This window comes from Acidovorax sp. KNOB132, assembly GCF_057541515.1.
The window spans coordinates 1-13,726 of record NZ_BAAJYT010000032.1; the positions used below are offsets into that span (position 1 = coordinate 1).

The following is a 13,726-nucleotide window of genomic DNA, read 5'->3' on the forward strand; positions in this document are numbered from 1 at the left end:
CATGGTGCTGCTGTTCGCTGGTGGACATCACGCGCGAAAAAAAGGCGGGAGGCGTACCTGGAAATACCTGGCGTCCAGGTAGCGCCGGCCGCCGCCTTCGGTCTCCACCTCCACCGTGGCGTGCTTGCCCAGCAGCGCCTTTGGGTCGAGGGACTTGCTCTTCGCTCAGCAGATCCACTCCAACGCGAACAGCTCGCTCAAGGATTCCTTGCCCTGCAGGCGGCGAAACTGCAGCTGTTCTCCCAATGGCGTTTGGATCGTGACACGGCGATTGGTCATGCGAAAAAATGTTTCTAGCGTGGATCGGCTGGCGGATTATGGTGATGGTCTGCGGAAGATTGACAGCATGCTGTTGGATTAAAAACCATCCATTGCATCTGGATGTTTTTTGCAAAAAGAATACCTTGTCGCACGCAGCGATCATTCCGCTCCTGAAAACAAGGCCGCACCCAGCAAAGCACTCATCGAAATGATCTGACGCTTCGACAGCTTGTGCGTCCACGTACAACAGGGTGTGTCAGATCATTACCCACAGAGGTCATCGCGTGATCCTTGTATGAGGCGTTCAATGGAACGGGGGGGCAAAAGCATTCAACGAAATTTCTCCGATGCGCAATACGCCGAGAGAGCAAGCGTTTTGACAATGACATGCAGCAAAGAGCGGCCAAGCCGCTTCCTCTCCGTGTTGCCCGTCCCGCGGACACTGAACCCTGACGCCGGCCACATAAGCACATAGCCAATGCGTTGTTCGGACGCCGGGCCCCCGGTGCAAGAATGGCCCGCGCCGCGTTGCGCAGTCCATGCCTGCGCCCACGCACCCTGTTCCCGTCACCCAGAAAGAGACAATCCATGCGGATCGAAACCCTCGCCGTCCATGCCGGACAGTCGCCCGACCCCACCACCAAGGCGGTGGCCGTGCCCATCTACCAGACGGTGGCCTATGCCTTCGACAGCGCCCAGCACGGGGCCGACCTGTTCGACCTCAAGGTGCAGGGCAACATCTACACGCGCATCATGAATCCGACCAACGACGTGCTGGAAAAGCGCGTCGCGGCGCTGGAGGGCGGCATCGCCGCGCTGGCCGTGGCCTCGGGCATGGCAGCCATCACCTACGCGATCCAGACCATCGCCGAAGCCGGCGACAACATCGTCTCGGCCAGCACGCTCTACGGCGGCACCTACAACCTCTTCGCCCACACGCTGCCGCAGCAGGGCATCACCACGCGGTTCGCCGATCCGCGCGACCCGGCCAGCTTCGCGCAGCACATCGACGCACGCACCAAAGCCATCTTCATCGAATCCATCGGCAACCCGCTGGGCAACGTGACCGACATCGCGGCCCTGGCCCGGGTGGCGCACGACCATGGCGTGCCGCTCATCGTGGACAACACGGTGCCCAGCCCCTACCTGCTGCGCCCCATCGAACACGGCGCCGACATCGTGGTGCATTCGCTCACCAAGTACCTGGGCGGCCACGGCAACAGCGTGGGCGGCGCCATCGTGGACAGCGGCAAGTTCCCCTGGGCGAAGCACAAGGCGCGCTTTCCCCGCCTGAACGAGCCCGATGTGAGCTACCACGGCGTGGTCTACACCGAGGCGCTGGGTGAGGCGGCCTTCATCGGCCGCGCGCGCGTGGTGCCACTGCGCAACACCGGCGCGGCGCTGGCCCCCCAGAACGCGTTCCTGATCCTGCAGGGCATCGAGACGCTCGCGCTGCGCATGGACCGCATCTGCGAGAACACGCTGGCCATCGCGCGTGCGCTGCAAGGCCATCCCAAGGTGGAGTGGGTGCGCTACGCCGGCCTGCCGGACCACCCGGACCACGCGCTGGTGCAGCGCCAGCTGGGCGGGCGGGCGTCGGGCATCCTGTCGTTCAGCCTGCGTTCGGAAGAAGGCACGGACCCGCGTGCGGCGGGTGCGCGCTTCCTGGATGCGCTGCAGCTCTTCACGCGCCTGGTGAACATCGGCGACGCCCGCTCGCTGGCCACGCACCCCGCGTCGACCACGCACCGCCAGCTCGATGCCGGCGAGCTGGCCAAGGCCGGGGTCACGGAAGGCATGGTGCGGCTGTCCGTGGGGATCGAGCACATCGAGGACCTGCAGGCCGACCTGGCGCAGGCGCTGCAGGCGGTGTGACCGCCGCACGGTCGGGGCGGCGGACTGCGGCCGCCCCCACGCGATCCATGGTCTTTTGGGCCTCCAGCGCAATCAGCACTAGGGCGTTCCGCTATTAATTCAATAGCAAATCAATCCCATCACAGATCCCGCGCCAGCCGCAGCCCCGAGAACTGCCAGCGCGCGGTGGCGGGAAAGAAGTTGCGGTACGTCGCCCGCACATGCCCGGCGGGCGTCGCGCACGAGCCGCCGCGCAGCACGTACTGGTTGACCATGAACTTGCCGTTGTACTCCCCCACTGCGCCCTCGGCTACGCGGAAACCGGGGTAGGCAGCGTAGCTGGACTGCGTCCACTCCCACACGTCGCCGAACATTTGCACCAGGCCCCGCCCGGCATCGGAAGCCGGCCGCGGGTGCAACGTGCCGCTGTCGGCAAAGTGGCCGCTGGCAGCGTTCGCCCCGTTCGCCCCCTGCACGCCCTGGGAGGTGGCCGCCACCTCCCATTCGGCCTCGGTGGGCAGGCGCGCACCGGCCCAGCGTGCATAGGCGTCGGCCTCGTAATACGACAGGTGCACCGCGGGTGCGTGGGGTTGGAGCGGGCGCGGTCCGGCCAGCGTGAACTCGTACCAAGCCACGCCCTGGCGTTGCCAGTAGATGGGGTGCGACAGCTGCTGCGCCCGCACCCAGTCCCAGCCCTCGGCCAGCCAGTGGGCGGACTCCTGGTAGCCGCCGTCCTCGACGAACGCCAGGTATTCGGCGGTGGTCACCGGCCGGTTGGCCAGCTCGAACGGCTGCAGGTACACGCGGTGGCGCGGCCCTTCGTTGTCGAAGGCGAAGCCACCCCGGTCACCGCCCGGATGGCCGATCTCGCACACGCCCCCTGCAAAGGGCTGCCAGGCCAGCGGGACGCCGCCGGCCGGCAAAGGCTGGGCCTGCTGCTGCTGCTGCGGCTGCGAGTGCCCCGGCAGGCGGTAGGCCGGCCACAGCGGGCTGCACGACAGCAGGTGCTTGACGTCGGTGAGGATCAGTTCCTGGTGCTGCTGCTCGTGCTGCAGCCCCAGTTCGACCAGGGCCGCCAGCGCGGCATCGTCCGGCCGCTCGGCCATCAGGCGCGACATGCGGCTGTCCACGTCGGCCCGGTAGGCCAGCACCTGCGGCAGTGCGGGCCGGGTGAGCAGGCCGCGCTGCGGCCGCGGGTGCTTGTCGCCCACGCCGTTGTAGTAGGAATTGAAGATCACCCGGAAGGCGGGATGGAACGGCGCGAAGCCGGGCTCGTTCGGCTCCAGGATGAAGGTCTCGAAGAACCAGGTGGTGTGCGCCAGGTGCCATTTCACGGGGCTGGCGTCGGGCATGGATTGCGCGCAGCAATCCTCGTCGGACAGCGGCAGCGCCAGGGCCATGGAGGCGCGGCGCACCTCGGCGTAGCGCACGCTCAGCGTGCAGGGTGCGACGGGGTGGGGAATGCGGGTGGCGAAGTTCATGGCTGGGCATGCACCACGGCGAACCAGCCCCGCTCGTCCGTCCAGGCCTGAGCGCGCGAAAAGCCCGCGCGCGCCAGCAGCGCCTGGAAGGCCGTGAGGCTGTATTTGTAGCTGTTCTCGGTGTGAATGCGCTCGCCCGCGGCAAAGTCGCGGCCTCCGCCAGGCCAGCGCACCTGCACACCTTCGCGGGCCTCCAGGTGCATTTCGATGCGCGACTGCTCCCCGTTGAAGAACGCCCGGTGCTCCCACGCCTCGGGCGTGAAATCGCTGCCGATGAGCCGGTTCACATGGGCCAGCACATTGCGGTTGAACGCGGCCGTGACGCCGGCGGCATCGTCGTAGGCCGCCTGCAGCACATCCACATCCTTGGGCAGATCGATGCCGATCAGCAGCGCGCCATCGTCATCGACCAGCGATCGCATGCGCGACAGCAGCTCCAGCGCCTGGGGCGGGTCGAAATTGCCGATCGACGAGCCAGGGTAGAACACCACGCGGCGTGCACGGGGAATGTCCGGGGGCAGCTGGATGGGGCGGGTCAGATCGCCCGCCACCGCATGGGCCTGCAGTGCGGGCAGGTCGCTGCACAGGCGGGCCACGCCCTCGCGCAGGAAGTCCGCCGAGATGTCCACGCCCACGAACCGCTCGGGCTGCAGCAGGCGGCACAGCGTGCGCGCCTTCTCGCAGTTGCCCGCGCCCAGTTCGATGACGGTGCCGCCCTGCCCCACGGCGCGGGCGATGTCGTCGCCGTGCGTCCGCATGAGCGCGTGCTCGGTGCGGGTGGGATAGTACTCGGGCAATCGGGTGATTTCCTCGAACAGCTGGGAGCCCCGCTGGTCGTAGAAATACTTGGGGGAAATGCACGCGGGACGGCGGGCCAACCCCTGGAGGATGTCGTGGTGCGGTGTGTTCTGCATGTCGCTCGGGGGCTGGGTCTGTCGGATCGCGGCGCACCGGGGGCGGCGCGGCTGCAACGCATGGCCGCCTCCAATCGCTCTCCGGCAACCTGAGACGGCCATGTAACAGAGCATTACAGACGCCCCGCCACCCGGATGTAGGACACGTCCGCAAATCCATCAGCGCCATCCGGCAGCGCATCGGCTGCGCTTTCCAGGACACGCATGGCCATCATCCCCGCCACCGCACGGTTTTTTCCTCGGGCCCCATGGCGCGCCCGCGCGGCTGCGCCACACTCCGCCGATCGACACCACCGGCCGGCTACCACGGCCTGCTTCGCTGCCATGGATTCCCTGACCCAGATCGCCCTTGGTTCCGCCGTTTCGCTCGCCGTGATGGGCCGGCGCACCGCCCCCTGGAAAGCCGCGCTGTGGGGTGCGGTGGCGGGCACGCTGCCCGACCTGGACGCCTTCATCGACCACGGCAATGCCATTGCCAACATGGTCGAGCACCGGGCGGAAAGCCATGCCCTGCTGTACCTCAGCCTGTTTTCGCTGCCCCTGGGCGCGCTGGTGGCGAGCCTGCATGGCGAGCAGGCCGGCTGGCGAAGGTGGTGGCTGGCGATGTGGCTCGCGCTCGTCACCCACCCGCTGCTGGATGGCATGACGGTGTACGGCACCCAGCTTTGGAAGCCGTTCACCAGCCACCCGTACGGGGTGGGCAGCATCTTCATCATCGACCCGCTGTACACCGTGCCGCTGATCGTCGGCGTGGTCGCCGCGCTGGCGAGCGGCCCGCCGGTCGGGGCCCGCTGGAACCGCTGGGGCCTGGCGCTCAGCACGCTCTACCTGGCGTGGAGCGTGGGCGTGCAGCAGCACGTCACCGGCGTGGCGATGGCCTCGCTGCGCACGCAGGGCCTGCCGGTGCAGACGGTGCTGGTGACACCCACCCCGTTCAACACCCTGCTGTGGCGCGTGGTGGCGGTCACGCCCACCCAATATGCCGAAGGCTTCTATGCCCTGGCCGACGGCAACAGGCCCATGCAATGGACGGTGCACGAGCGCGGGGCCCCGCTGATCCAGCGCTACGGGACCGTGCCGGACGTGCAGCGGGTGGCGCGCTTCAGCCACGGCTTTTATCGCATGCGTTCGCGGGACGGCCGCGTCTTCGTGACCGATCTGCGCATGGGGCAGGAGCCTGACTACAGCTTCCAGTTCGATCTCGGCACGCCCGCGCAGCTGGACGCCGGCCAGCCCGAGGTGGCGCTGCGCGGACAGCGCCCGGACATCGGCACGGCCCTCGCCGCGCTGTGGCGGCGCATGTGGGGGCATGCGGGCGGCTCGGGGCCGTTCGGTGCCGGCACGGCCCCATGAAAAAAGCCGGCGCCACGCGCCGGCTTTCCCCACCAGTCTGTCAGTGGCCGCACCCGCGGCCCGCGGTCAGAACCGCCAGCCCAGGCCCACGCCGGCCAGCACGGGATCGATCTTGAAGGTGCCCAGCTTGGCACCGGCTGCGAACACGTCGGTCTGGATGTAGACCTTTTTCACGTCGAAGTTCAGCACCAGATTCTTGGTGAGGGGAATGTCCACACCGACCTGCAGGGCGCCGCCCCAGCTGCTCTTGTCGATGCTCACGCCGGCGGGCAGGCGCACGCTGGAAAACCGCGTGTAATTCACGCCCGCGCCCACGTAGGGACGAAAGCCCGCAGTGTCGAAGTGGTACTGCAGCATCAGCGAAGGCGGCAGGTGCTTGAGCGTGCCGATCTGCGCGTTCAGGGCGCTGGAGGACAGCCGCTGCTTCTGGGGCACGGTCAGCACCAGCTCGGCGGCGATGTTGCGGTTGAAGAAATAGGAGATGTCGACTTCAGGCAGCGTCTTGTCGTTGATCGACAGGCCCAGGCCGGTGCTGTCCTTGTTGGAGGAATCCAGGTTCACGGCACGCGCACGAACGAGCCAGGGGCCTTCCGCCGTTTGCGCGAAGGCGGCGCCGGAGGTCAATGCGCACAGCACGGCCAGGGCCAGCAGGTTTTTTTTCATACGGAAACTCGATGCGTTGAACGGGGACGACCCCCGTGCATGCATTGGGCCGGCAAACGGCCCGGGCGGCCTTGCCATGGATCAAACCGCCGGCAGGTTGTGCCGCAGCGCCACGAGGGCCGCAAAGCGCCCTCCTCCCCGCTCTCAGTGCGCGCCCTTGCCCCGCATGCGCTGCACCAGCGTGACCACGGCCAGCACGGCGGCACCGGCCACGATGCCCACCACCGCATTGAGCAGGTTGGGCACCAGCACGCGCCACAGGCCGCCCGCCGGCCACTGGGCCGCCGATGCGGCCAGGCCCTCGACCGCGTGGTGGACGACGGGCACGCCATGCACCAGAATGCCGCCGCCCACGAGGAACATGGCGGCCGTGCCGGCGACCGAGAGCACCTTCATGAGCCAGGGCGCGGCGGCCACGATGCCGCGGCCCAGCGCCTGCGCGGCGCGACCCGTCTTGCGGGTGAGCCACAGGCCCAGGTCGTCCAGCTTGACGATGCCGGCCACCAGGCCGTACACGCCCACCGTCATGATGAGCGCGATGCCGGCCAGCACGGCCACCTGCTGCCCGAACGGGGCGCTGGCGACCGTGCCCAGCGTGATGGCGATGATCTCGGCGGACAGGATGAAGTCGGTGCGCACCGCGCCCTTGACCTTGTCCTTCTCGAAGGCGGCGATGTCCACCGCCGGGTTGGCGTTGGCCAGGGCATGCGCCTCGCGGCCCGCCTCTTCCTTGGGGGCATCGCCGTGGGGCAGGAACCGGTGCGCCAGCTTCTCCGCACCCTCGAAGCACAGGAACGCGCCGCCCACCATGAGCAGCGGCGTCACCGCCCAGGGAATGAAGGCGCTGATCAGCAGCGCGGCCGGCACCAGGATGGCCTTGTTGACAAGCGAGCCCTTGGCCACCGCCCAGACCACGGGAATCTCGCGATCGGCGCGCACGCCCGTGACCTGCTGGGCATTGAGCGCCAGATCGTCGCCCAGCACGCCGGCGGTTTTCTGCGCCGCCACCTTGGTCATGACGGACACGTCATCGGCCATGGCGGCACTCTTCTTGGCAGCGACCTTGGTCATCAGGGCCACGTCGTCCAGAACGGTGGCGATATCGTCGAGCAGCGTCAAAAGGCTGGCACCGGCCATGGGAATCCTTAAAAAAATCGAGGGAGGGAGCGGGCCCACGGGCACGGCGGCGAAAGGCTGCAAGGCCACGGGAACGCCGCGCGGGCCGGGCATGCCGGCCGAAAGGCCTGGCGCCCGTCGCCCAGGCGGCGCCCACTATAGCAACGCCCTGCGATGGGTCCGTGTCGGTGCAAGGCGCATACTGGCGGCCTTCCCACCGATATCGGGGTCCTGCACGCGGGCTCTCGCTCCCGCCGCATGCCAGGCTACCTGACCAAGCAAGAAAACATCGCCATCGCCGGCGTCGACGACCTCGTCATCCGCTCCCTGCTGGACCGCCAGCAGTTCTCCGACCCCCTCGGCGACGCCGAAACCCTGGGCATCTCCTCCGCCGCCTGGCCCCTCTTCGGCCTGCTGTGGCCCTCGGGCGCGCAACTGGCCGCACGCATGGCGGCGCGGCCCGTGCAGGCGGGCGAGCGCATCCTGGAGCTGGGCTGCGGCCTGGCGCTGGCCAGCCTGGTGTGCCACCGGCAAGGCGCCGACGTGACCGCGAGCGACTGCCACCCGCTGGCCGGCACCTTCCTGCGCGAGAACCTGCGCCTGAACGGCATGGGCACCATGAAGTACCGCCAGGGCCAATGGGGCAGCGGCGAAGCGCTGGGCCCGCCGCAGCAGGACGAGAGCCCGCTCGCGCAGGCGCACGGCGGCCCGGTGCACGGGCTGTTCGACCTCATCATGGGCAGCGACCTGCTGTACGAACGCGATGCCCGCGCCAGCCTCGCGCATTTCATCGGCCTGCACGCGGGCCCCTCGGCCCAGGTCTGGATCGTGGACCCGGACCGGGGCAACCGCGCCGCCTTCAGCAAGCAGATGGCCGCGCAGGGCTTCGGCCTGCGCGAAGAGCGGCTGGACCGTGCCGCGCTGGACGATGCGCCCGCCTACAAAGGCCGGCTGCTGGTGTACCGCCGCACCTGAACGCCGAAGACGGCACGAGCACACAGGCCGCCGGAGCGCGCCGGGCGCGCTTCCGGCTTTCGGCCTTCCTCAGCCCACCCAGCGGCGCGCGTTGCGCCAGATGCGCATCCACGGGCTCAGCGCGCTGCGGTCGCCGCTGGTCCAGCTCATCTGCACGTTGCGGAACACGCGTTCGGCGTGCGGCATCATGGCCGTGAAGCGCCCATCGGCCGTGGTCACCGCCGTGAGGCCGCCCGCGCTGCCGTTGGGGTTGAACGGGTACTGCTCGGTGGCCGTGCCGTGGTGGTCCACATACCGCATGGCGGCGATGGCCTGGGCCGGGTCGCCGCGGTACTTGAAGTTGGCGTAGCCCTCGCCGTGCGCCACGGCGATCGGCAGGCGGCTGCCCGCCATGCCGGCGAAGAACAGGCTGGGCGATTCCAGCACCTCCACCAGCGACAGCCGCGCCTCGAAGCGCTCGCTCTGGTTGGTGGTGAAGCGGGGCCAGGCCTCGGCGCCGGGAATGATGTCGGCCAGCTCGGCGAACATCTGGCAGCCGTTGCACACACCCAGGCCGAAGGTGTCCTTGCGGCCGAAGAAGCCCTGGAACTGCTCCGACAGCACCGGGTTGAACGTGATCGAACGCGCCCAGCCGATGCCCGCGCCCAGCGTGTCGCCGTAGCTGAAGCCGCCGCAGGCGACCACGCCGACAAAGTCCGACAGCTGCGCGCGGCCGGTCTGCAGATCGGTCATGTGCACGTCGTAGGCCTCGAAACCCGCCTCGGTGAAGGCATAGGCCATCTCGATGTGCGAGTTGACCCCCTGCTCGCGCAGGATGGCGACCTTCGGCCGCGCGAGGTTCAGGAACGGCGCGGCCACGTCCTCGGCCGGATCGAAGGTGAGCGCCACATGCAGGCCCGGATCATTGGGCACGCCTGCGGCGGCATGCTCGGCATCGGCCGTGGCCGGGTTGTCGCGCTGCTGCGTGATCTTCCAGCTCACCGCGTCCCACACCTGGTGCAGGTCGGACAGGGTGGCGCTGAACACGTTCTTGGCATCGCGCCACACCTGCAGCTCGCCCTTGCCGGCGTCCATGGTGGACGAGGCAGGCCGCGTCTTGCCGATGAAGTGGCTGGACCGGGACAGGCCGTGCTCGCGCAGGGTCTGCATGACCTCGTTGCGCTCGGCGGTGCGCACCTGCAGCACCACGCCCAGCTCTTCGTTGAACAGCGCCTTGAGCGTCAGCTCCTCGCGGCGCGCGCTCACCTGCGAGGCCCAGTTCTTGGCGTCGCCCGTCTCCATGCGGCTGTCGCTGATGCCGTCGCCCTCGGTCACGAGCAGATCGACGTTCAGCGCCACGCCCACATGGCCGGCGAAGGCCATCTCGGCTACCGCGGCCAGCAGGCCGCCGTCGCTGCGGTCGTGGTAGGCCAGGATCTGGCCCTTGGCGCGCAGCGCGTTCACGGCATCGACCAGGCGCACCAGGTCCTGCGCGTCGTCCAGGTCGGGCGCCACGTCGCCGCTCTGGCCCAGCACCTGGCCCAGGATGCTGCCGCCCATGCGGGCCTTGCCATGACCCAGGTCGATCAGCACCAGCGTGGTGTCGTCCTCCCCCGCGTCCAGCTGCGGCGTGAGCGTGCCGCGCACGTCGGCCAGCGTGGCGAAGGCGCTGACGATCAGGCTCACGGGGGAGGTGACCTTCTTCGCACCGCTGTCATCCTTCCACTGGGTGCGCATGGACAGCGAATCCTTGCCCACCGGGATCGAAATGCCCAGCGCCGGGCACAGCTCCATGCCCACGGCCTTCACGGTGGCGTACAGCGCTGCATCCTCGCCGGGCTCGCCGCAGGCGGCCATCCAGTTGGCCGAGAGCTTCACGCGCGGCAGCTCGATGGGCGCGGCCAGCAGATTGGTGATGGCCTCGGCCACGGCCATGCGGCCCGAGGCGGGCGCGTCGATGGCGGCCAGCGGCGTGCGCTCGCCCATGCTCATGGCCTCGCCGGCAAAGCCCTGGAAGTCGGCCAGCGTGACGGCGCAGTCGGCCACCGGCACCTGCCAGGGGCCCACCATCTGGTCGCGGTGCGACAAGCCGCCCACCGTGCGGTCGCCGATGGTGATGAGAAAGCGCTTGCTCGCCACCGTGGGGTGCGCCAGCACGTCGATCACCGCCTTTTGCAGCGCCACGCCCGTGAGATCGATGGGCGCGAATTCGCGCTGCACGGTCTTCACGTCGCGGTGCATCTTGGGCGGCTTGCCCAGCAGCACCTCCATGGGCATGTCCACCGGCAGCTTCTGATCGCCGGTGGCGGCCGTGTCCTCCAGCACCAGCTGGCGGTGCTCGGTGGCCGTGCCGATCACGGCGAACGGGCAGCGCTCGCGCTCGCAGAAGGCGCGGAACTGCTCCAGCGATTGCGGCGCGATCGCCAGCACGTAGCGCTCCTGGCTTTCGTTGGACCAGATCTCTTTCGGGGCCAGGCCCGACTCCTCGAGCTGCACCGCGCGCAGGTCGAAGTGCGCACCCCGGCCGGCGTCGTTGGTCAGCTCGGGGAAGGCATTGGACAGCCCGCCCGCGCCCACGTCGTGGATCGCCAGGATGGGGTTGGCCGCACCCTGCGCCCAGCAGTGGTTGATGACCTCCTGCGCGCGGCGCTCGATCTCTGGGTTGCCGCGCTGCACGGAGTCGAAATCGAGCTCCGCCGCGTTCGCGCCCGTGGCCATGGAACTGGCCGCGCTGCCGCCCATGCCGATGCGCATGCCCGGGCCGCCCAGCTGGATCAGCAGCGAGCCGGCCGGGAATTCGATCTTCTGGGTGAGGCCCGCATCGATGGTGCCCAGGCCGCCGGCGATCATGATGGGCTTGTGGTAGCCCCGGTCCACGCCGCCCACCGACTGCTCGTACTCGCGGAAATAGCCCAGCAGGTTGGGCCGGCCGAACTCGTTGTTGAACGCCGCGCCGCCCAGGGGGCCTTCCACCATGATCTGCAGAGGGCTGGCGATGTGCTCGGGCTTGCCGAACTCGCCGCCCCAGAGCTTGGACACCGTGAAGCCAGTCATGCCCGCCTTGGGCTTGGAGCCGCGGCCCGTGGCGCCTTCGTCGCGGATCTCGCCGCCCGCGCCGGTGGAAGCGCCGGGGAACGGCGAGATGGCCGTGGGGTGGTTGTGCGTCTCCACCTTCATCAGGATGTGGTTGGTGACGCTACTCTTTTCATAGCAAACTGCCCTAGTGGAATTTGCACTGGCGGGCATTTTTGGCCAAAAACCGCTCGACGCGCGTGCCTTCCATGACCGAGGCATTGTCCGAATACGCCACCACCGTGTGCTGGGGCGCCAGCTGGTGGGTGTTGCGGATCATGGCGAACAGGCTCTTGTCCTGCTTCTCGCCGTCGATGGTGAACTGCGCGTTGAAGATCTTGTGGCGGCAGTGTTCGCTGTTGGCCTGCGCGAACATCATCAGTTCCACGTCGGTGGGGTTGCGCGCCAGGCCCTGGAAGGCATTGACCAGGTAGTCGATCTCGTCGTCGGCCAGCGCCAGGCCCCACTGGGTGTTGGCCGCCTCGACCGCCGCGCGCCCGCCGCCCAGCACATCGACGAACTCCATCGGCGCGGCCGGCAGCTCGGTGAACAGGGCCTCGGCGCCCGAGCGGTCCCACACCACCGACTCGGTCATGCGGTCGTGCAGCAGCGCGGCGATCTGTCCGCGCTGCGCGTCGGTCAGCGTGGGCGTGCCGCCCAGCAGGCCGGATTTGAGCGAGAGGCGGTATTCGGTGATGCGCTCCACGCGGCGCAGCGCCAGGCCGCAGTTGTGCGCGATATCGGTCGCCTTCGACGCCCAGGGCGAGACCGTGCCCAGGCGCGGCGTGACAACGATGGCCGGGCCATCGGCCGGGCCGCCGTAGGGGTCCCCATAGGTCAGCAGCGCGGCGAAGCGATCGGTTTCGGCCGGGGTGGGCACCGCGTCGGTGGCCACCAGGTGCACGAAGCGGGCGGCGATGCCCGTGATGCGGTCGTGGATGGCCTGCAGCGCGGGCAGCAGCTGGCGCATGCGGAAGGCGCTGAGGGCGTTGCCGCCTTCGAACGTGCTGAGGTGCAAGGAGGGCTTCGTGGACGATGTCGGCGAGATCACTTCGGCGGCCTGTTGGGTGATGGAAAAGGTGCGGCCCCACCCTGGACCGCCGGCCGCTGACTGGGGCCGGCTGGGCAGGGTGCGGAGAATGCTGAGCCCGGCATTTTACCGGGGGCGGATCGCATCGCCGACGAGGCCTTCGCCCGCGTGGCCCGCATCGGCCAAGCGCGGATGGGATAATTGGCCCCATGAGCATCACCATCAAAGACGCCGAAGGCATCGCCGGCATGCGAGAGGCATGCCGACTGGCTTCGGAAGTGCTGGACTACATCGCGCCCCACATCCAGCCTGGCATCACCACGAACGAAATCGACCGCCTCGCGGCCGAATGCATGGCGCAGCAGGGCACCATCTCCGCCACCATCGGCTACCAGCCGCCGGGCTATCCGCCCTACCCCAAGTCGCTGTGCACGTCGATCAACAACGTGGTCTGCCACGGCATCCCGAACGACAAGCCCCTGAAGAAGGGCGACATCATGAACGTGGACGTCACCGTCATCACCAAGGACGGCTGGTACGGCGACAACAGCCGCATGTACCTGATCGGCGACGTCTCCATCGCCGCCAAGCGCCTGTGCAGCCTCACCTTCGACGCCATGTGGATCGGCATCCAGCGCGTCAAGCCCGGCGCCCGCCTGGGGGACATCGGCCACGCCATCCAGAAGTACGCCGAGGGCCACGGCCTGTCGGTGGTGCGCGAGTTCTGCGGCCACGGCATCGGCCAGAAATTCCACGAAGAGCCCCAGGTGCTGCACTACGGCTACCCTGGCACGCTGGATGAGCTGCTGCCCGGCATGACCTTCACCATCGAGCCCATGCTGAACGCCGGCCGCCGCGAGGTGAAGGAGTTCGGCAACGACGGCTGGACCATCGTGACCAAGGACCGCAGCCTGTCGGCGCAGTGGGAGCACACCGTGCTGGTGACCGAGACCGGCTACGAAGTCCTCACCCTGTCGGCCGGATCGCCGCCGCTGCCGGCCTTCGTGACGGCCACGAAGACCTGACCG

8 protein-coding genes and 2 pseudogenes are annotated in these 13,726 nt (G+C 68.6%); 4 read left to right on the forward strand and 6 right to left on the reverse strand.

From position 1 onward, the window contains the following. Positions 1-72: 72 nt before the first annotated feature. Positions 73-279 (reverse strand): annotated as a pseudogene (locus AC27IO_RS07440) (contractile injection system protein, VgrG/Pvc8 family); the annotation flags it as partial. 570 nt (positions 280-849) lie between these two features. Here AC27IO_RS07440 and AC27IO_RS07445 point away from each other — a divergent pair. Then, complete coding sequence (locus AC27IO_RS07445) at positions 850-2,136, forward strand: O-acetylhomoserine aminocarboxypropyltransferase/cysteine synthase family protein (RefSeq protein ID WP_284430939.1); 1,287 nt, start codon at positions 850-852, stop codon at positions 2,134-2,136. 119 nt (positions 2,137-2,255) lie between these two features. On the opposite strand, the gene egtB is transcribed toward AC27IO_RS07445, so the two are convergent. Together egtB and egtD are read right to left on the reverse strand one after the other, a co-directional pair. Further along, positions 2,256-3,596 (reverse strand): ergothioneine biosynthesis protein EgtB, encoded by a 1,341-nt coding sequence (gene egtB / locus AC27IO_RS07450; protein ID WP_498738192.1) that lies wholly within the window; start codon positions 3,594-3,596, stop codon positions 2,256-2,258. Next, positions 3,593-4,510, reverse strand: coding sequence for an L-histidine N(alpha)-methyltransferase (gene egtD, locus AC27IO_RS07455; protein ID WP_487089302.1), 918 nt, complete (start codon positions 4,508-4,510; stop codon positions 3,593-3,595). The genes egtB and egtD overlap by 4 nt, the downstream gene beginning before the upstream one ends. A 324-nt stretch (positions 4,511-4,834) precedes the next feature. Here egtD and AC27IO_RS07460 point away from each other — a divergent pair, with 324 nt between their 5' ends. Continuing rightward, positions 4,835-5,863 carry a metal-dependent hydrolase gene (locus AC27IO_RS07460; protein ID WP_498738195.1) on the forward strand — a complete coding sequence of 343 codons (1,029 nt, stop codon included), beginning with the start codon at positions 4,835-4,837 and terminating at the stop codon, positions 5,861-5,863. 66 nt (positions 5,864-5,929) lie between these two features. Here AC27IO_RS07460 and AC27IO_RS07465 read toward each other — a convergent pair whose 3' ends face one another. Continuing rightward, positions 5,930-6,526: an OmpW/AlkL family protein gene (locus AC27IO_RS07465; protein ID WP_284412446.1), complete on the reverse strand. Its 597-nt coding sequence runs from the start codon at positions 6,524-6,526 to the stop codon at positions 5,930-5,932. Positions 6,527-6,670: 144 nt separating this feature from the next. Further along, positions 6,671-7,663 (reverse strand): DUF808 domain-containing protein, encoded by a 993-nt coding sequence (locus tag AC27IO_RS07470; RefSeq protein ID WP_284430933.1) that lies wholly within the window; start codon positions 7,661-7,663, stop codon positions 6,671-6,673. A 237-nt stretch (positions 7,664-7,900) separates the two neighbouring features. Between AC27IO_RS07470 and AC27IO_RS07475 the strand changes: the two genes are divergently transcribed. Continuing rightward, on the forward strand, positions 7,901-8,617 hold the full coding sequence (locus tag AC27IO_RS07475) for a class I SAM-dependent methyltransferase (protein WP_498738197.1): 717 nt from the start codon (positions 7,901-7,903) through the stop codon (positions 8,615-8,617). 69 nt (positions 8,618-8,686) lie between these two features. Here AC27IO_RS07475 and purL read toward each other — a convergent pair. Beyond that, positions 8,687-12,638, reverse strand: a pseudogene (gene purL, locus AC27IO_RS07480) (phosphoribosylformylglycinamidine synthase). A gap of 269 nt (positions 12,639-12,907) precedes the next feature. Here purL and map point away from each other — a divergent pair. After that, positions 12,908-13,723 (forward strand): type I methionyl aminopeptidase, encoded by an 816-nt coding sequence (map, locus tag AC27IO_RS07485; RefSeq protein ID WP_272569475.1) that lies wholly within the window; start codon positions 12,908-12,910, stop codon positions 13,721-13,723. Positions 13,724-13,726: the final 3 nt, after the last annotated feature.

Coding starts and splice junctions, on each gene's coding strand:
- AC27IO_RS07445 (WP_284430939.1), top strand. CDS start 850: ATGCGGATCGAAACCCTCGCCGTCCATGCCGGACAGTCGCCCGACCCC.
- egtD (WP_487089302.1), bottom strand. CDS start 4,510: ATGCAGAACACACCGCACCACGACATCCTCCAGGGGTTGGCCCGCCGT.
- map (WP_272569475.1), top strand. CDS start 12,908: ATGAGCATCACCATCAAAGACGCCGAAGGCATCGCCGGCATGCGAGAG.
- AC27IO_RS07475 (WP_498738197.1), top strand. CDS start 7,901: ATGCCAGGCTACCTGACCAAGCAAGAAAACATCGCCATCGCCGGCGTC.
- egtB (WP_498738192.1), bottom strand. CDS start 3,596: ATGAACTTCGCCACCCGCATTCCCCACCCCGTCGCACCCTGCACGCTG.
- AC27IO_RS07465 (WP_284412446.1), bottom strand. CDS start 6,526: ATGAAAAAAAACCTGCTGGCCCTGGCCGTGCTGTGCGCATTGACCTCC.
- AC27IO_RS07470 (WP_284430933.1), bottom strand. CDS start 7,663: ATGGCCGGTGCCAGCCTTTTGACGCTGCTCGACGATATCGCCACCGTT.
- AC27IO_RS07460 (WP_498738195.1), top strand. CDS start 4,835: ATGGATTCCCTGACCCAGATCGCCCTTGGTTCCGCCGTTTCGCTCGCC.